The organism is Pseudenterobacter timonensis (genome assembly GCF_900021175.1).
Taxonomy (GTDB): Bacteria; Pseudomonadota; Gammaproteobacteria; order Enterobacterales; family Enterobacteriaceae; genus Enterobacter; species Enterobacter timonensis.
Map to the genome: position 1 here is coordinate 1,375,582 of NZ_FCOP01000011.1, position 17,476 is coordinate 1,393,057.

The following is a 17,476-nucleotide window of genomic DNA, read 5'->3' on the forward strand; positions in this document are numbered from 1 at the left end:
TTAACCGCCGTGGCGATTAAATCGAAATCTTTTTCCCGCCAGGACGCGCGCTGGAGGTCTGGCCGTTTGCGCCATACAGTTCCGGGGCCTGGTGCGGTTTTAAAACCTCCAGCGCCTGCTGATTGCGCAGGATCTGTCCTTCCAGCAGCCAGCCGTTGTGCTGATTGAGATCGCGCAGGTGCCGGGTCTTCTCGGTAATGGTTTGCCAGCGTTCGTGGGTGTCATCATTGGCGCTGCGACGCGGATCTTGCTCCACGCGGCGCTGCTGCTCCAGATAATCCAGCGTGGCGAGCAGCGAGCTTTTCTCTTCCGTAATGCGCTGCAGCGCGCTGCCGCTGACGTGGCCCATGGATAACTGCTGCTGTTCGGCATCCATAACCGTCTTCAGGTCGTTCAGGACTACCGTCATCTGATCCAGTATTTCTGACAGTCGACTCATACGCTTACTTACTCTGCAGGAAACTCTGCGCGTCCTGGATCAGCGCGTCGGCAATTTTACTGGTATCCATTTTCAGTTCGCCGTTGCGGATGGCGCTCTTCAGCTGCTCTACGCGTTCCATATTGATATCGCTGGCACCCGGCTGCATCAGCCTGGACTGCGCGTCGCTCAGCGTGACGCTGGTGCTGTTCGCCGCGGTCGCGCTCGTCGGACGCGCTTTTTGGGCCGGCGTGTCGTTCGTTTCGCGGGGTTGTACGGTGCTTACCGGCTTAAGGGGCGAAGTACGATCAATGCTCATTGTGTTGTCCTCATCGAGGGTTCGCGGCGCTGGCGCCTCGTCATCATTTGTTAATAATCTATCGGCAGCCGCCGGCAAATCTTTAAAAGATTATAGGTTAATCAGAATATTCCCATCAGCGCCAACCTTTCCGCTCACCACCTGACCGGAGGACATCCTCACCCGGGCGTTTTGTGCGACGGCGGCGTTATTCAGCGCCTGACCTTCGCCGTTGATGCTAAACCCGTCGCCGTTCGCCACCACCATGACCCGCTGCCCGGCCTTTACGCGCCACGCCTGGCGCAGCATCGTCAGCTGAATCGCCTGGCCTGGCATCAGATCCCGCAGGCTGACCGCGTTCTGCGCCTGGCTGATGTCGAGCATCGTGCGCGGCGGCAGCTGATCCAGCCGACCACGCTTCAGCGCCACGCTGCCGGGCGCCAGCACGCTGCCGCGGGCGATGGGCTGCGCGGCGACCACATAGTTGCCCGTCGCCTGGACGTTAACCTGCAGATAGCGCTTCTCGCTGGCGCAGCGGGCCAGCACGCTGAGGTTACCCCAGAGTTTCATGCCGCCGGCGACGGTGAACGCGGGGTTTTCGCAGGTGGGAAGCAGCGCTGCAGGCGTGCGTACGCTGACCTCCACCTCATCGCTAAAGCCCGCCAGGCGCTCGCTAAAAAAGGCGGTGAGCCGGGCGTTAATATCCTGCGCCTGGAGAAGGGGGCTTAACAGCAACAGGGTGGCGGCCAGGCCGCGTCTCAGATTCCGCATCGTTAGTTCCCGGTTTTTTGATTCGGCCGAAATTTTACCCGCCGCGAGCCGGAATCAACGCAATAAATAGCGACGCATTTTGCGCTTATTCCGTCGATAGGGTGGACGGGGGGAGATTTACTCTATCCGCTGACATTTTCCCATCAGCGGAGGAGACATGCTCGATAAACTCGACGCTGCGTTACGTTTTCAGCAGGAAGCGCTCAATCTGCGCGCTCAGCGTCAGGAGATCCTGGCGGCGAATATCGCCAACGCGGATACCCCCGGGTATCAGGCGCGCGACATCGATTTTTCCAGTGAGCTTAAAAAAGTGATGGAGCGCGGACGCGCCGGGGAGACGGGCATTGCCCTGACCACGACATCCGCCCGCCATATCCCGGCCCAGGCGATGAGCGCCCCCGCCGTCGATCTGCTCTACCGCATCCCCGATCAGCCCTCGCTTGACGGCAACACCGTCGATATGGATCGGGAGCGCACCCAGTTTGCCGACAACAGCCTGAAGTACCAGACCGGGCTGACGCTGCTTGGCGGGCAGATCAAAGGGATGCAGACCGTTCTGCAGGGAGGAAACTAATTCATGGCTTTACTGAATATTTTCGATATCGCCGGCTCCGCGCTAACCGCCCAGTCCCAGCGTCTTAACGTCGCCGCCAGCAACATGGCCAACGCCGACAGCGTGACGGGGCCGGACGGTCAGCCCTACCGCGCGAAGCAGGTGGTCTTTCAGGTGGATAGCGCGCCGGGCGCGGCGACCGGCGGCGTGAAGGTGGCAAGCGTGGTGGAGAGCCAGGCGCCGGATAAGCTGGTCTACGAGCCGGGTAACCCGCTGGCGGACGCCAACGGCTACGTCAAAATGCCCAACGTCGACGTCGTGGCTGAGATGGTCAATACCATGTCCGCTTCCCGGAGCTATCAGGCCAACGTCGAGGTCCTGAATACCGTCAAGAGCATGATGCTCAAAACGCTCACTCTCGGCCAGTAAAGGAGACGCCCATGTCCATTGCCGTGAATGTAAACGACCCCACCAACACCGGCGTCAGCACTACCAGCGCCACCACCGGGTCCAGCTCGCTGACCGGCAGTAACGCCTCCGATCTGCAGAGCAGCTTTCTGACCCTGCTGGTGGCGCAGCTGAAAAACCAGGACCCGACCAACCCGATGCAAAACAACGAGCTGACCACGCAGCTGGCGCAGATCAGCACCGTCAGCGGCATCGAAAAGCTCAACACCACCCTGGGCTCCATCTCCGGGCAGATCGACAGCAGCCAGTCGCTGCAGGCCAGCAACCTGATTGGCCACGGCGTGATGATCCCTGGTACCACCGTGCTGGCGGGCACCAGCACCACCGACGGCACCAGCACCACCAGCACCACGCCGTTTGGCATTGAGCTCCAGCAGGCTGCCGATAAGGTCACCGCCACCATCACCGATAAGAATGGCGCGGTGGTGCGCACGATCGATATCGGCGAGCTGAAGGCGGGGGTACACACCTTTACCTGGGACGGCACCCTCACCGACGGTACGACGGCGCCAAACGGCTCCTACAACGTCGCCATCTCCGCCAGCAGCGGCACGACGCAGCTGGTGGCCCAGCCGCTGCAGTTTGCGCTGGTGCAGGGGGTAATTCGCGGCAGCGACGGCAACAAACTCGATTTAGGGACTTCCGGCACCACCACACTCGATGAAGTTCGGCAGATCATTTAAGCCCTTATACTTATCAGGAGTAAGTTATGGCCTTTTCTCAAGCGGTTAGCGGCCTGAACGCTGCGGCCACCAACCTGGACGTGATTGGTAACAACATCGCCAACTCCGCGACCTATGGCTTCAAATCCGGCACCGCCTCGTTTGCGGATATGTTTGCCGGCTCCAAAGTGGGTCTCGGCGTGAAAGTGGCGGGAATTACCCAGGACTTCACCGACGGCACCACCACCAGCACCGGTCGCGGGCTGGACGTGGCGATTAGCCAGAGCGGCTTCTTTCGCATGGTCGACAGCAACGGCTCGGTCTTTTACAGCCGTAACGGCCAGTTCAAGCTGGATGAAAACCGTAATCTGGTGAACATGCAGGGGCTGCAGCTGACCGGTTATCCCACGGCAGGCACCCCGCCGACCATCCAGACGGGCGCTAACCCGCAGCCTATCTCCATTCCCAACACGCTGATGGCGGCGAAGTCCACCACCAGCGCGTCGCTGCAGATCAACCTGAACTCCACCGATGCGGTACCGGGCAAAACCCCCTTCGATGCCACTAACCCGGACTCCTATAACAAAAAAGGAACGGTCACGGTATTTGACAGCCAGGGTAACGCGCATGACATGAACCTCTATTTCGTCAAGAGCACGACGGCGAACAGCTGGAATGTTTACGCGCAGGACGGCAGCGTGGCGGGCAGCGGAGCCACGCAGATGAAGACACTCTCCTTCAATGAGAACGGCGTCTTGCAGGGCGATGAAATCTTCAACATTGTCACTGGAACTGTGCCCGGCGCGGATCCCGCAACGTTCCAGCTGAGCTTTGCCAACTCCATGCAGCAGAACACCGGGGCCAACAATATTGTGGCCAGCAACCAGAACGGCTACAAGCCGGGCGATCTGGTGAGTTACCAGATCAACGACGATGGCACCGTGGTGGGCAACTACTCCAACGAACAGACCCAGGTGCTGGGCCAGATCGTACTGGCGAACTTCGCCAACAACGAAGGGCTTCAGTCCGAAGGGGATAACGTCTGGTCAGCGACCCAATCCTCCGGCGTGGCGCTGCTGGGTACGGCGGGCACCGGTAACTTCGGCACCCTGACCAACGGCGCGCTGGAAGCCTCCAACGTCGATCTGAGCAAAGAGCTGGTCAATATGATCGTCGCGCAGCGTAACTACCAGTCGAACGCGCAGACCATCAAAACCCAGGATCAGATCCTCAACACCCTGGTTAACCTGCGTTAATCGCAAGGGAATAGGTCATGGATCACGCTATTTATACCGCGATGGGCGCGGCGAGCCAGACGATGAATCAGCAGGCCGTTACCGCCAACAACCTGGCGAACGTCTCCACGCCCGGCTTTCGCGCTCAGCTCAACGCCCTGCGCGCCGTCCCGGTAGAGGGACTTTCGCTGCCGACGCGTACGCTGGTCGCCGCCTCCACACCCGGCGCCGATATGACGCCGGGGCAGATGGATTACACCTCGCGTCCTCTCGACGTGGCGCTACAGCAGGATGGCTGGCTGGCGGTGCAGGCCGCTGACGGGACGGAGGGCTATACCCGTAACGGCAGCATCCAGGTGGACGCCACCGGGCAGCTCACCATTCAGGGACATCCGGTGATTGGCGAGGCGGGGCCGCTTACGGTACCGGAGGGGGCGGAGATCACCATCGCCGCGGACGGCACCATTTCGGCCCTCAATCCGGGCGACCCGCCTAACACCGTGGCGCCGGTCGGCAAGCTTAAGCTGGTGAAGGCGGACGGTACCGAGGTAACGCGCGGGGATGACGGGATGTTCCGTCTGACTCAGGCCGCCCAGGCTGCCCGCGGGGCGGTGTTACAGCCCGACCCAACCCTGCGCGTCATGTCCGGGGTGCTGGAAGGCAGTAACGTGAAGGCGGTCTCGGCGATGACCGATATGATTGCGAACGCCCGCCGTTTCGAAATGCAGATGAAGGTGATCACCAGCGTTGACGACAACGCCGGGCGCGCCAACCAGCTGCTCTCTATGAGTTAACAGGACCACTTATGATCAGTTCTTTATGGATCGCGAAAACGGGTCTCGACGCGCAGCAAACCAATATGGATGTTATTGCCAACAACCTGGCGAACGTCAGTACCAACGGGTTTAAGCGCCAGCGCGCCGTGTTCGAAGATTTGCTCTACCAGACCATCCGCCAGCCGGGGGCGCAATCCTCCGAGCAGACCACGCTGCCCTCCGGGCTGCAGATTGGTACCGGCGTGCGTCCGGTCGCCACCGAGCGCCTGCACAGCCAGGGGAACCTCTCCCAGACCAACAACAGCAAGGATGTCGCCATCAAAGGGCAGGGGTTCTTTCAGGTCCAGCTGCCTGACGGCACCGCCGCCTACAGTCGCGACGGCTCCTTCCAGGTGGATCAGAACGGCCAGCTGGTGACGGCGGGCGGCTTTCAGGTGCAGCCAGCCATCACCATTCCGGCGAATGCGCTTAGCATCACCATCGGGCGTGACGGCGTGGTGAGCGTGACCCAGCAGGGGCAGGCGGCGCCGGTGCAGGTCGGCCAGCTCAACCTGACCACCTTTATGAACGATACCGGTCTGGAGAGCATTGGTGAAAACCTCTACATCGAAACCCAGGCCTCCGGCGCGCCAAATGAGAGCACGCCGGGGATGAACGGGGCCGGACTGCTCTATCAGGGGTATGTGGAGACCTCGAACGTCAACGTGGCGGAGGAGCTGGTCAATATGATCCAGGTTCAGCGCGCGTATGAAATTAACAGTAAAGCGGTATCGACGACCGATCAGATGCTGCAAAAACTGACGCAACTCTAAGGTGCAGCCCGGCGCGGCCCAGGTCGCGTCGGCTCCCTGTTTTTGAAGATGAAAGCAATGCAAAAACTCGCGGCGAATCGTTATCCGACAGTGGCCCTGCTGGTCGCTACCCTCAGCGGGTGCGCCTGGATCCCGTCACAACCGTTGGTCCAGGGGGCGACAACGGCCCAGCCCGTTCCCGGCCCGGCGCCGGTGGCGAACGGATCTATTTTTCAGACAGCGCAGCCCATCAACTACGGCTATCAGCCGCTGTTCGAGGATCGCCGTCCGCGCAACGTCGGCGATACGCTGACCATCGTCCTGCAGGAGAACGTCAGCGCGAGCAAAAGCTCCTCCGCGAACGCCAGCCGCGACGGCAAAACCAATTTTGGCTTTGACACCGTGCCGCGCTATCTCTCCGGCCTGTTCGGCAACGAGCGCGCCGATGTGGAGGCCTCCGGCGGCAACAGCTTTAACGGCAAGGGCGGGGCCAACGCCAGCAACACCTTCAGCGGCACGCTGACGGTGACGGTTGACCAGGTGCTGGTTAACGGCAATTTACATGTGGTGGGCGAAAAGCAGATCGCCATCAACCAGGGAACGGAATTTATCCGCTTCTCCGGAGTGGTAAACCCGCGCACCATCAGCGGCAGCAACACCGTGCCCTCTACTCAGGTGGCGGATGCGCGCATTGAGTATGTCGGTAACGGCTACATCAACGAAGCGCAAAATATGGGCTGGCTGCAGCGCTTTTTCCTTAACCTTTCGCCGATGTAAGCGAGGTGACTATGTTTAAATCTCTCTTCGCGGCGGTGCTGCTGCTGGCGGCCTGCGTCGCCCAGGCAGACCGTATCCGCGATCTCACCAGCGTCCAGGGCGTGCGTGAAAACTCCCTTATCGGCTACGGTCTGGTGGTGGGGCTGGACGGAACGGGTGACCAGACCACCCAGACGCCGTTTACCACCCAGAGCCTGAATAACATGCTCTCCCAGCTGGGGATCACCGTGCCGACCGGCACTAACATGCAGCTGAAAAACGTGGCGGCGGTAATGGTCACCGCCTCTTACCCGGCCTTTGCCCGCCAGGGGCAGACCATCGACGTGGTGGTCTCCTCCATGGGTAACGCCAAAAGCCTGCGCGGCGGCACGCTGCTGATGACCCCCCTGAAAGGGGTCGACAGCCAGGTCTACGCGCTGGCGCAGGGCAACATTCTGGTGGGCGGCGCGGGCGCTTCGGCGGGAGGCAGCAGCGTGCAGGTTAACCAGCTCAACGGCGGGCGTATCACCAACGGCGCGATTATCGAGCGTGAGCTGCCGACCCAGTTTGGCGCGGGAAACACGCTGAATCTGCAGCTGAATAACGAAGATTTCACTCTCGCGCAGCAGATCGCCGACACCATCAACCGCAGCCGCGGCTACGGCAGCGCCACGGCGCTGGATGCGCGCACCGTACAGGTTCGCGTCTCCAGCGGCAGCAGCAACCAGGTGCGCCTGCTGGCGGATATTCAGAACCTGGAGGTGGCGGTGCCGCTGCAGGATGCGAAGGTGATTATTAACTCCCGGACCGGCTCGGTGGTGATGAACCGCGAGGTGACGCTCGACAGCTGCGCCGTGGCGCAGGGCAATCTTTCGGTCACGGTTAACCGCTCGGCAGAGGTCAGCCAGCCGGATACGCCATTTGGCGGCGGGCAGACGGTGGTCACGCCGCAGACGCAAATTGACCTGCGCCAGAGCGGCGGATCGCTGCAAAGCGTACGCTCCAGCGCCAGCCTCAACAACGTGGTGCGGGCGCTGAACGCGCTGGGGGCGACGCCGATGGATCTGATGTCGATTTTACAATCAATGCAGAGCGCGGGCTGCCTGCGCGCCAGACTGGAAATCATCTGATGCTGGGGGAGAGCAAACTGCTGAGCAGCGCGGCCTGGGATGCCCAGTCGCTTAATGACTTGAAGGCGAAAGCGGGCAAAGATCCGGCGGGAAATATCCGCCCGGTTGCCCGTCAGGTGGAGGGGATGTTTGTGCAGATGATGCTGAAAAGCATGCGCGACGCGCTGCCAAAAGATGGGCTTTTCAGCAGCGACTCTACCCGTCTCTACACCAGCATGTATGACCAGCAGATCGCCCAGCAGATGACGGCGGGCAAAGGTCTGGGGCTTGCCGACGTGATAGTCCGGCAGATGCAGGCCGCACAGGGCGGAGAGCCGCAGGCGCCCGCTCAGGTGCCGATGAAGTTCGATCTTGAAACGGTGACCAGCTATCAAAATCAGGCGCTGACCCAGATGGTGCGCAAGGCGATGCCAAAACCGACGCCGGTGAGCGACGAGCCGCTCAGCGGCGACAGCGGCGATTTTCTGGCCCAGCTATCGCTGCCTGCCCGTCTGGCGAGCGAGCAGAGCGGGGTGCCGCACCACCTGATCCTGGCGCAGGCCGCCCTGGAGTCGGGCTGGGGGCAGCGGCAGATCCGCCGGGAAAACGGCGAGCCCAGCTTTAACATCTTTGGCGTGAAGGCGACGGCAAGCTGGAAGGGGCCGACGACCGAGATCACCACCACCGAGTATGAGAATGGCGAAGCGAAGAAGGTGAAGGCCCGCTTTCGCGTCTATAGCTCTTATCTGGAGGCGCTGTCGGATTACGTGGGGCTGCTCAGCCGCAACCCCCGCTATGCGGCGGTCACGACCGCCGCCACGGCGGAGCAGGGGGCACAGGCGTTGCAGAACGCCGGTTACGCCACCGATCCGCAGTATGCCCGCAAGCTCACCAGCATGATCCAGCAGCTAAAAGCGATGGGCGAGAAGGTCAGCAAAGCCTATGGCGGCGATATCGAAAATCTGTTCTGAAAGTTCTCAAGTCCCGATGGCGGCTGCCGATAATCTCCATCAGGACTCGTGTCTGAACGTTTACAAGGAACCTCCATGTCCAGTTTAATTAACAGCGCCATGAGTGGCCTCAGCGCCGCCCAGGCCGCGCTGAATACCGTGAGTAATAATATTTCGAGCTATAACGTGGCAGGTTATACCCGCCAGACCACGGTGCTGGGCGCAGCGAACAGCACCCTGGCGGGCGGCGGATGGGTAGGCAACGGCGTCTATGTCTCCGGCGTGCAGCGTGAGTATGATGCGTTTATTACCAACCAGCTGCGTACCGCGCAGAACCAGAGCAGCGGCCTGACGACACGCTACCAGCAGATGTCGAAAATCGACGACGTGCTCTCGGACAGCACCAACTCCCTCTCCACCACCCTGCAGGATTTCTTCACCAGCCTGCAGACGCTGGTAAGCAACGCGGAAGATCCGGCGGCGCGTCAGACGGTGCTGGGTAAGATGGATGGCCTGGTTAACCAGTTTAAGGTTAACGATCAGTATCTTCGCGATCAGGATAAGCAGGTGAATACCGCTATCTCGACCAGCGTCGATCAGATCAACAGCTACGCCACGCAGATCGCCAGCCTGAACGATCAGATCTCCCGCCTGACTGGCGTTGGCGCGGGTTCTTCGCCAAATAACCTGCTCGACCAGCGCGACCAGCTGGTGAGTGAGCTTAACCAGCTGGTGGGCGTCGAGGTCTCGGTGCAGGACAGCGGCACCTACAATATCTCCATCGCCAACGGCTACAACCTGGTGCAGGGAAGCCGGGCAAATCAGCTTGCGGCGGTCCCCTCCAGCGCCGACGCTACCCGGCTGACCGTCGCTTATGTGGATGCGACGGCGGGCAGCGTGGAGATCCCGGAAAAACTGCTCTCCGGCAGCGGCTCCCTGGGCGGCCTGCTGACCTTCCGCAGCGAAGATCTCGATAAGGCGCGCAACACCCTTAACCAGCTGGCGCTGACCTTTGCCGACGCGATGAACAAACAGCATGAAGCGGGGTTTGATGCGAATGGCAAGGCGGGAGAAGCGCTGTTTAAATTTGGTACCCCCGCCGTGCTGAGCAACAGCCGCAATACCGGCTCGGCCACCGTCAGCGCAACCGTGGATAACAGCGCCCTCGTACAGGCCACCGACTATAAGCTTGAGAAAAACGGCGCCAGCTGGACGGTAACGCGCCTGTCGGACAAGACCAGCTTTAGTGTGAGCCCGGGCACGGATGGAACACTCTCTTTCGATGGCCTGAAGGTGGCGGTCAGCGGGACGGCGAACGACAAAGACAGCTTTACCGTTAAGCCGGTCGCCGACACGATCATGAATATGGAGCTGGCCATCAGCGATGAATCGAAGCTGGCAATGTCCGCTGAACAGAAAGGCGGCGAGAGCGATAACCGTAACGGCCAGAAGATGCTGGATCTGCAAAGCGCAAAAGTGGTGGGCGGCAATAAGTCGTTCAACGACGCCTATGCGGCGCTGGTGAGCACCGTCGGCAGTACCACCGCCTCGCTGAAAACCAGCAGCGAGACCAAAGCTAACGTAGTGACGCAGTTAAGCAATCAGCAGCAGTCCATCTCCGGCGTCAACCTGGACGAAGAGTATGGCAACCTGCAGCGCTACCAGCAGTACTACCTGGCCAACGCCCAGGTATTGCAGACGGCGAGCACGCTTTTCGACGCGTTAATCAACATTCGTTAAGGGCGGAGTCCAGAATGCGAATCAGTACCCAGATGATGTACCAGCAGAATATGCGCGGGATCACCGACTCCCAGAGCCGCTGGCTGGCCTATGGCGAACAGATGTCCACCGGCAAGCGGGTGAACCGTCCCTCCGACGATCCTATCGCCGCTTCGCAGGCGGTCGTGCTCTCCCAGGCGCAGGCGCAGAACAGCCAGTACGCCCTGGCGCGCACCTTCGCCACGCAAAAAGTCTCCCTCGAGGAAAACGTGCTCACGCAGGTGACCACCGCTATCCAGAGCGCGCAGGAGAAGGTTGTCTACGCGGGCAACGGCACCCTGAGCGATAACGATCGGGCGTCGCTGGCGACCGATTTGCAGGGGATCCGCGATCAGCTGTTAAACCTCGCCAATACCACCGACGGAAACGGGCGTTATATCTTTGCCGGCTATAAAACCGAATCCGCCGCCTTCAGTGCCGACGGCAAGTACGAGGGGGGGGCAACCCCTATCAGCCAGCAGGTGGATTCCGCGCGCAATATGCAGATAAGCCATACGGGCGACAGCGTATTCAATAAATTCACCAGCAACCCGAAGACCGACGAGAACGGCAACGCGGGCGAAACCAATCTGTTTAAAATTCTCGACGATGCGATAACGGCCCTGAACAAGCCCATTGAAGGCGATGAGGATAAAGCGGATACATTCACTGCCGCTATCGACCAGGCGAACCGGGGGCTGAGTAACTCCCTGGATAACGTGCTGACGGTACGCGCCGATCTCGGGACCAAACTTAACGAGCTGGATAAACTGGATGCGCTGGGCGACGATCGGGCGCTGGGGCAGACCCAGCAGATGAGCGACCTGGTGGATGTGGACTGGAACTCGGTCATCTCCTCTTACACTATGCAGCAGGCGGCGCTTCAGGCCTCTTATAAAGCGTTCACCGATATGCAGGGTATGTCCTTGTTCCAGCTGAATAAATAAAACCTCTTAGGCATGTCTTTCACCGACATGTTTGTCTGCCCGGTCCGGATGACGAACCGGGCATTTTTTTATCGGTTTTCCATCTGGAGCGTGGCGACGCGGGCGCTCTCCATCAGGCGAATCAGCAGCGCGATAATGCCGCAGGCCGTAGCCAGCGCCACCACGCCTGCCCATCCCGCCATCGCGTAAAGCTGGCTGCCCAGCGCCGAGCCCAGCGCCATGCCGATAAAGACCACCGTAAAGAGCAGGGCGTTAAGGCGTCCGCGCGCCTGCGGCTCCAGGCTGTAAACCAGGTTCTGGTGCGCCACCAGGCTGGACTGCAGCCCCAGGTCAAACCCTACCGCCGCAATCCCCAGCAGAATAAGCTGGCCGTGGATGCTGGTCAGCGGCATAAGAAACATCAGCGCGAAGGAGAGAGTCACCAGTGCCGCGCCCAGCTGCGTTACCTTGCCCGCGCCGAGCCTGTCTGCCAGGCCGCCCGCCAGCGGCGCCGCCAGCGCCGCCGCACCGGCGATCCCGTAGCCGCCTGCCACCGCGCTGCCGAGGTGATAGTGCTCCAGCAGCATCACCGCAAGCGTTGACCAGAAGGCGCTGAAGGCCACGGACAAGAAACCTTGCGCCAGCGCGGCGCGGCGCAGGGCGGGATAGCGGCGCCACAGATGTCCCATCGAGCGCAGCAGTGCCGGATAGCTGAGCGTGGAGTGGGCGGCGAAACGGGGCAGTACCGCCCACAACACCACGCCGATCAGGGCGATACTGACGGCAGCCAGCTGGTACATTGCGCGCCAGCCGAAGGCTTCTCCCACCACGCCGCTGACGGTACGGGAAAGCAGGATCCCGAGCAGCAGGCCGGTCATCACCGTCCCGACGGTTTTACCCTGTTTCCCCTCCGGGGCGAGTATAGCTGCCGCCGGCACGATATCCTGCGCCATGGTCGCCGCCATACCGATAAGCAGGCTGGCGACCAGAAGCGAGTGAAGCTGCCCGGTCAGGCTACAGCCCAGCAGGAAGAGGGCGAGCGCTGCGCTTTTTATCAGAATGAGCAGGCGGCGATCGTGGCGGTCGCCGAGCGGCAGTAAAAAGAGAATGCCCAGCGCATATCCCGCCTGGGTGAGCGTGGGGACCAGCCCCATTCCTGCAACGCTCAGATGAAGATCGTTACCCATCAGCGGCAGCAGCGGCTGCGCGTAGTAAATCGAGGCGACGCTAAAGCCTGCGCCGAGCGCCATGATAAAAATGACCCAGCGGCTGACGGTGGGGTGTGCGGTGGATGCGTTCATAACTTTTCCTCATTCGGGGTGTGGAGCTATTTTTCCCTGGCGCGACTTGCGACGGTAGCGGGCCCGGTGATAAAACGGTTATACGTGTAACGTATAGGCAGCGTAGAAATGAAACGAACGGATCGTATAGACAGGGTGGAGCTGATGCGCACCTTCGTGCGTATCGTCGAGGCGGGTTCGCTCTCGGCGGCGGCGCGACAGATGGCGACTACCCAGGCGACGGTCAGCCGCAGGTTACAGTCACTGGAGACGCTGCTGGGGGTGCGGCTGCTGCTGCGTACGACCCACGCGACAAAGTTAACCGACGACGGCGAGCGCTGTTACCAGCACGCCAGAAGAGTGATCGACAGCTGGCTGGCGCTGGAAGATGAGGTGGGGCAGGCGGAGGACGAGCCGGTGGGCACCCTGCGGGTCCGGGCGCCGCACGCCTTTGGCCAGGAGCAGCTCCTCGTCCCCCTCACGCAGTTTTTGCAGCGTTACCCCCGGCTTTCGGTGGAGTGGATGCTCAACGACAGATCGGTCGATTTCCTGAGCGATAATATCGACTGCGCGATACGCGTCGGGGCGGAGGTCGATCCGGCCACCGTCTCGGTACTGCTGGCCGAAGTTCCCCGTAGCGTGGTGGCTTCGCCGACGCTGCTGGGGAATTACCCGGCAGTCAACGCGCCGCAGGCGCTCTCCGCGCTGCCGTGGATTGCCCTCAGCAGCTTTTATACCCGCCACATTGAGCTTTATACCGCGGGCGAAACGCAGCCGGTGCGGGTGGCCATCTCGCCGCGGCTCAGCACCGACAGCCTGTACGTGGCGCGTAATTGTGCCCTTGCCGGACTGGGTGTGGCGGCGGTTTCGAGCTGGACGGTGGAAGAGGATATCCGTGCGGGCAGGCTGGTGGCGCTTATTCCGGAGTGGCAGCCCGCAGCGTTGCCGGTGCATCTGGTCTATCCCTGGTCGCGCTACTACCCGGCGCGTCTGCGTAAGTTTCTGGAACTGATGCGTGAAGTGATGCCGAGGATAACCGGGATGCGCAGGCCACCCGAAGCGCCATAAAAAAAGCCGACCCGGAGGTCGGCTTTTTAAGCGGGTTATGGCTTATTCAGCCTGCTGCGGACGCGTGGCAGGCGCGGTAGCGTGATGCGTCGCGCTGTGGCCGCCTGCAGCGCCTTTGCCGTCAAACTGGAACGCCGGGCGCACCCAGTCGCTGTGACGCGGCGCTTCCGGAACGTAAGCCGGGGCAGGGGCGCGGGTCATCGGCGCGGTGGCGACAGGTCTAGCGCTTACCGCTTCAGCGGTCGGTTTTTCCACCGGCGCAGGCGCGCTGTCGACAACAGGCGCTGGCGCCTTCACCTCGTCCTTCACCGGCTCTTCCGGGGCAGCTTCAGGAGCAGGCTCTTCTACAGGCTGCGCCTCTTCCACTACCTCTTCAACAACCGGCAGATCCTGCGGCTCGATAATCTGCGGCTGGGCATCAACCGGCGCGGCGATCGCTTCTGGATGCGTGGTTTCGACCGCGGCTGGCTGCGGCTGAGCAGCGGCTTCCTGCGGCTCAACAACCGTTCCCTGCTCTTCAGTCTCGCGCGTTTCAGCCGCCTGAGTCTGTGCTTCAGCGACGTTAGCCAGCGGCTCTGCCACGGTTACCGCTTCGGTGACAACCGGCTGCGGAGCCTCGACCGGTGCGACGAGAGTTTCGTTGACGGTCTGCTCTTCTGCCTGCTGCTCCTGAGGACGGGCAACCGGATAGCGGATCCAGACCTTGCCGGAGGCCATTTCTGGTGACGCGCAGGCCACGGTTAACGGCATTGGAGACTGGGTCGGATAACGCTCGTCACGGTAGCGACGGCGACGCTGGCCGCTCACGCGCAGGTGGCGCGGGGAACGACGGGAGCGACGCGGCATGCCGTTGGTGTCGCGGCTTTCGTTTTCATCCTGCTCCGGCGCGGCGTCCACCACGGCAGGCAGATCCAGCTTCGCCAGCTGTGTACTTTGCGCAGCCTCCTGCGCAGGGGCGGCAGGCGCTTCTGTCGGCTCTTGCGCAACGGCGGATTCAATACGCACCTTTTGCGACAGCTGACGCTGCTTACGGCGCGGCATCACCTGCACGCGCTCTTCCTGCTCGGTCTCCTGCTCAACCTGCGGCTCTTCGCGGGTCTGGGCTTTGGTTTCCTGCTGGGCCTGACGTTTGTCGTCGTTGCGGCGGCGGTTACGTTCGCGACGCGGCTGGTCGTCACGCTGTCTCGGTTTTTCGCTCTCCTCGCTGACCGGCTGGCGGATCTCGCGATCTTCCACCTGTTGCGGTTTCTCGCGGCGAGGACGACGGTTCTCTTCGCGCGATTCACGAACGTCACCGTTTTCGGCGCGGCTGTCGCGGCGTTCGTTACGCTCGCTGCGATCGTTACGTTCATTACGCTCGTTACGGTCGTTGCGATCGCGGCGGTTGTTCTGACGCTTGCGGCGCTCCGGCTGACGCTCCTGTTTTTCCGGCTTCGGCTCAACCTTCGGCTGTTCCGGCTGAACTTCTTCCCCGGCAAACATTTTCTTCAGCGCGGTGAAGAAACGGCTCAGCAGACCCGGCTCAGCGGTTTCCGCCTTCACGGGTTCGGCAGGTTTCTGCACGCTGGCGCTAACCGGCGCTTTTTCCTGCGCAGGCGCAGGCGGCGCTTCCGGCATGATGAAGGTGGCCAGCGCTGGCTGTTCCGGCAGCTTACGCTCGGCGAAATCGTCTTCAGACGGCAGCGCCATCTCTTCTTCGTGCAGCTTCGGCAGCAGATAGCTGAGGGTGCTTGTCTCTTCGCCTTTACGCACGCGCAGCACGGAGTAGTGCGGCGTTTCCATCTGATCGTTCGGTACGATGATGCAACGAACGCCGCCCTGACGCGCTTCAATCGCGCTTACCGCGGCACGTTTTTCATTCAGCAGGTAGGAGGCGATCGGCACAGGGACAATCGCGTGCACTTCTTTGGTGTTCTCTTTCAGCGCCTCTTCTTCGATCAGACGCAGGATAGAGAGCGAGAGCGATTCGTTGTCACGCACGGTGCCGGTGCCGCTACAGCGCGGGCAGACGTGATGGCTGGACTCACCGAGCGACGGGCTCAGACGCTGGCGGGACATCTCCAGCAGGCCGAAGCGGGAAATATGGCTGATCTGGATGCGAGCGCGATCCTGACGAACCGCTTCACGCAGGCGATTTTCCACCGCACGCTGGTGGCGGACCGGCGTCATATCGATAAAGTCGATAACGATCAGGCCGCCAAGGTCGCGCAGGCGCAGCTGGCGGGCAATCTCATCCGCCGCTTCCAGGTTGGTATTAAACGCGGTTTCTTCGATATCGCCGCCGCGGGTAGCGCGAGCGGAGTTAATATCGATGGCGGTCAACGCTTCGGTGGTATCAATAACAATGGAGCCGCCGGAGGGCAGACGCACCTCACGCTGGAAGGCGGACTCAATCTGCGATTCGATTTGGTAGTGGCTGAACAGCGGGATTTCACCGGTGTAGAGCTTAATTTTGCTGCTGAAATCGGGACGGCCCAGCGCGGCGATATGCTGGCGAGCCAGCTCCAGCACTTTCGGGTTATCGATCAGGATTTCGCCGATGTCCTGGCGCAGGTAGTCGCGGAACGCGCGAACGATAACATTGCTCTCCTGATGGATTAGGAAGGGCGCAGGACGGCTTTCGGCCGCTTTTTTGATCGCTTCCCAGTGCTTCAGACGGAAGCTCAAGTCCCACTGCAGGGCTTCAGCTGATTTGCCAACGCCTGCGGTACGAACGATGAGGCCCATGCCATCCGGCAGCTCCAGGCTTGCCAGCGCTTCTTTAAGCTCGGTGCGATCGTCGCCTTCAATCCGTCGGGAGATACCGCCCGCACGCGGATTGTTCGGCATCAGCACCAGATAGCTGCCCGCCAGGCTGATAAAGGTGGTCAGCGCCGCGCCTTTATTGCCGCGCTCTTCTTTATCAATCTGGACGATAACTTCCTGGCCTTCACGCAGGACATCTTTGATGTTCGGGCGACCGTGGGAGCTGTAGTTGGCAGGGAAATATTCGCGGGCAATTTCTTTAAGAGGAAGAAAACCGTGACGCTCAGCGCCGTAATCGACGAAGGCTGCTTCAAGGCTTGGTTCAATACGGGTGATTTTACCTTTGTAAATGTTCGCTTTTTTCTGTTCGTGTCCAGGACTTTCGATATCCAGATCGTACAGGCGCTGCCCATCCACAAGGGCGACACGCAACTCTTCTTGCTGAGTTGCGTTGATTAACATTCTTTTCATCGTAACTTACTCATTATTCTTACATTGACGACTAAGCTGCGGGCAAGGTAACGCATTCCGGGGTGTGAACCGATGGCCTCGTGACTGTTCACGTCGCCAACCTCACGGTTGTCGCTCGCTTAAGAGGCGCAAAGTGTCGGTTGCCTGTATTTCATACGGAAATACAGCGCAATTATCAGGGGAATAGTCTGGGAACAACTCTCCAGAGAACATTCCTTATACCGGGAAGTACTGCAACCCGCAGCCCGCTAACTGCCTGAAAGATCAATACGTCTTACGCCATTGCTGCGTGGATGATCGGTCAGACAAAATGGGTTATTCCGTTGTCTTCTTGATTAACCAGGATTTAACACGGAAAACGGCCTCATTATTCCATTGCTCGCAGGGTGATAGCAAGATGACTTTTATCAATTATCACCCGGTTACTCACAGTTTCTCCAC

The 17,476-nt window shown here is 60.8% G+C and carries 17 protein-coding genes; 12 read left to right on the forward strand and 5 right to left on the reverse strand.

The window, feature by feature from the left end; all coding sequences use genetic code 11:
• Positions 1-16: 16 nt before the first annotated feature.
• The 3 genes from flgN to flgA form a co-directional block, all read right to left on the reverse strand.
• Positions 17-439, reverse strand: coding sequence for a flagella biosynthesis chaperone FlgN (flgN, locus tag BN3796_RS12770; protein ID WP_061708701.1), 423 nt, complete (start codon positions 437-439; stop codon positions 17-19).
• A 4-nt stretch (positions 440-443) separates the two neighbouring features.
• Positions 444-737, reverse strand: a complete 294-nt coding sequence (gene flgM / locus BN3796_RS12775) for a flagellar biosynthesis anti-sigma factor FlgM (RefSeq protein ID WP_061708702.1) — start codon at positions 735-737, stop codon at positions 444-446.
• Between the two features lie 90 nt (positions 738-827).
• The gene (gene flgA / locus BN3796_RS12780) at positions 828-1,487 is read right to left on the reverse strand and encodes a flagellar basal body P-ring formation chaperone FlgA (protein ID WP_061708703.1); all 660 of its coding nucleotides are present in this window, start codon (positions 1,485-1,487) and stop codon (positions 828-830) included.
• 157 nt (positions 1,488-1,644) lie between these two features.
• On the opposite strand from flgA, the gene flgB reads away from it, so the two are divergent.
• The 11 genes from flgB to flgL all read left to right on the forward strand — a co-directional run bounded on the left by flgB (position 1,645) and on the right by flgL (position 11,492).
• A complete protein-coding gene (gene flgB / locus BN3796_RS12785; RefSeq protein WP_061708704.1) occupies positions 1,645-2,061 on the forward strand; it encodes a flagellar basal body rod protein FlgB in 417 nt (138 codons plus the stop codon).
• A gap of 3 nt (positions 2,062-2,064) precedes the next feature.
• Complete coding sequence (flgC, locus tag BN3796_RS12790; RefSeq protein WP_061708705.1) at positions 2,065-2,469, forward strand: flagellar basal body rod protein FlgC; 405 nt, start codon at positions 2,065-2,067, stop codon at positions 2,467-2,469.
• 11 nt (positions 2,470-2,480) lie between these two features.
• The gene (flgD, locus tag BN3796_RS12795; protein WP_061708706.1) at positions 2,481-3,191 is read left to right on the forward strand and encodes a flagellar hook assembly protein FlgD; all 711 of its coding nucleotides are present in this window, start codon (positions 2,481-2,483) and stop codon (positions 3,189-3,191) included.
• 26 nt (positions 3,192-3,217) lie between these two features.
• Positions 3,218-4,426, forward strand: a complete 1,209-nt coding sequence (gene flgE, locus BN3796_RS12800; protein ID WP_061708707.1) for a flagellar hook protein FlgE — start codon at positions 3,218-3,220, stop codon at positions 4,424-4,426.
• Positions 4,427-4,443: 17 nt separating this feature from the next.
• Positions 4,444-5,199 (forward strand): flagellar basal body rod protein FlgF, encoded by a 756-nt coding sequence (locus tag BN3796_RS12805; RefSeq protein ID WP_061708708.1) that lies wholly within the window; start codon positions 4,444-4,446, stop codon positions 5,197-5,199.
• Positions 5,200-5,210: 11 nt separating this feature from the next.
• Positions 5,211-5,993: a flagellar basal-body rod protein FlgG gene (gene flgG, locus BN3796_RS12810; RefSeq protein WP_061708709.1), complete on the forward strand. Its 783-nt coding sequence runs from the start codon at positions 5,211-5,213 to the stop codon at positions 5,991-5,993.
• 57 nt (positions 5,994-6,050) lie between these two features.
• Positions 6,051-6,749, forward strand: a complete 699-nt coding sequence (flgH, locus tag BN3796_RS12815; protein WP_061708710.1) for a flagellar basal body L-ring protein FlgH — start codon at positions 6,051-6,053, stop codon at positions 6,747-6,749.
• 11 nt (positions 6,750-6,760) lie between these two features.
• A complete protein-coding gene (locus BN3796_RS12820; protein ID WP_061708711.1) occupies positions 6,761-7,858 on the forward strand; it encodes a flagellar basal body P-ring protein FlgI in 1,098 nt (365 codons plus the stop codon).
• Complete coding sequence (gene flgJ, locus BN3796_RS12825) at positions 7,858-8,808, forward strand: flagellar assembly peptidoglycan hydrolase FlgJ (protein WP_061708712.1); 951 nt, start codon at positions 7,858-7,860, stop codon at positions 8,806-8,808. Before BN3796_RS12820 ends, flgJ begins: the two co-directional genes overlap by 1 nt.
• Positions 8,809-8,883: 75 nt before the next feature.
• Positions 8,884-10,527 (forward strand): flagellar hook-associated protein FlgK, encoded by a 1,644-nt coding sequence (gene flgK / locus BN3796_RS12830; RefSeq protein ID WP_061708713.1) that lies wholly within the window; start codon positions 8,884-8,886, stop codon positions 10,525-10,527.
• A 14-nt stretch (positions 10,528-10,541) separates the two neighbouring features.
• Complete coding sequence (gene flgL / locus BN3796_RS12835) at positions 10,542-11,492, forward strand: flagellar hook-associated protein FlgL (RefSeq protein ID WP_061708714.1); 951 nt, start codon at positions 10,542-10,544, stop codon at positions 11,490-11,492.
• A gap of 68 nt (positions 11,493-11,560) precedes the next feature.
• Here flgL and BN3796_RS12840 read toward each other — a convergent pair whose 3' ends face one another.
• Positions 11,561-12,772 (reverse strand): MFS transporter, encoded by a 1,212-nt coding sequence (locus BN3796_RS12840; RefSeq protein ID WP_061708715.1) that lies wholly within the window; start codon positions 12,770-12,772, stop codon positions 11,561-11,563.
• Positions 12,773-12,880: 108 nt separating this feature from the next.
• Between BN3796_RS12840 and BN3796_RS12845 the strand changes: the two genes are divergently transcribed.
• Entirely contained in the window at positions 12,881-13,819 is a 939-nt protein-coding gene (locus BN3796_RS12845) for a LysR family transcriptional regulator (protein ID WP_061708716.1), read from the forward strand.
• 42 nt (positions 13,820-13,861) lie between these two features.
• On the opposite strand, the gene rne is transcribed toward BN3796_RS12845, so the two are convergent.
• Positions 13,862-17,035 (reverse strand): ribonuclease E, encoded by a 3,174-nt coding sequence (gene rne, locus BN3796_RS12850; protein WP_061708717.1) that lies wholly within the window; start codon positions 17,033-17,035, stop codon positions 13,862-13,864.
• Positions 17,036-17,476 lie beyond the last annotated feature (441 nt).

Coding starts and splice junctions, on each gene's coding strand:
- flgN (WP_061708701.1), bottom strand. CDS start 439: ATGAGTCGACTGTCAGAAATACTGGATCAGATGACGGTAGTCCTGAAC.
- flgM (WP_061708702.1), bottom strand. CDS start 737: ATGAGCATTGATCGTACTTCGCCCCTTAAGCCGGTAAGCACCGTACAA.
- flgA (WP_061708703.1), bottom strand. CDS start 1,487: ATGCGGAATCTGAGACGCGGCCTGGCCGCCACCCTGTTGCTGTTAAGC.
- flgB (WP_061708704.1), top strand. CDS start 1,645: ATGCTCGATAAACTCGACGCTGCGTTACGTTTTCAGCAGGAAGCGCTC.
- flgC (WP_061708705.1), top strand. CDS start 2,065: ATGGCTTTACTGAATATTTTCGATATCGCCGGCTCCGCGCTAACCGCC.
- flgD (WP_061708706.1), top strand. CDS start 2,481: ATGTCCATTGCCGTGAATGTAAACGACCCCACCAACACCGGCGTCAGC.
- flgE (WP_061708707.1), top strand. CDS start 3,218: ATGGCCTTTTCTCAAGCGGTTAGCGGCCTGAACGCTGCGGCCACCAAC.
- BN3796_RS12805 (WP_061708708.1), top strand. CDS start 4,444: ATGGATCACGCTATTTATACCGCGATGGGCGCGGCGAGCCAGACGATG.
- flgG (WP_061708709.1), top strand. CDS start 5,211: ATGATCAGTTCTTTATGGATCGCGAAAACGGGTCTCGACGCGCAGCAA.
- flgH (WP_061708710.1), top strand. CDS start 6,051: ATGCAAAAACTCGCGGCGAATCGTTATCCGACAGTGGCCCTGCTGGTC.
- BN3796_RS12820 (WP_061708711.1), top strand. CDS start 6,761: ATGTTTAAATCTCTCTTCGCGGCGGTGCTGCTGCTGGCGGCCTGCGTC.
- flgJ (WP_061708712.1), top strand. CDS start 7,858: ATGCTGGGGGAGAGCAAACTGCTGAGCAGCGCGGCCTGGGATGCCCAG.
- flgK (WP_061708713.1), top strand. CDS start 8,884: ATGTCCAGTTTAATTAACAGCGCCATGAGTGGCCTCAGCGCCGCCCAG.
- flgL (WP_061708714.1), top strand. CDS start 10,542: ATGCGAATCAGTACCCAGATGATGTACCAGCAGAATATGCGCGGGATC.
- BN3796_RS12840 (WP_061708715.1), bottom strand. CDS start 12,772: ATGAACGCATCCACCGCACACCCCACCGTCAGCCGCTGGGTCATTTTT.
- BN3796_RS12845 (WP_061708716.1), top strand. CDS start 12,881: ATGAAACGAACGGATCGTATAGACAGGGTGGAGCTGATGCGCACCTTC.
- rne (WP_061708717.1), bottom strand. CDS start 17,035: ATGAAAAGAATGTTAATCAACGCAACTCAGCAAGAAGAGTTGCGTGTC.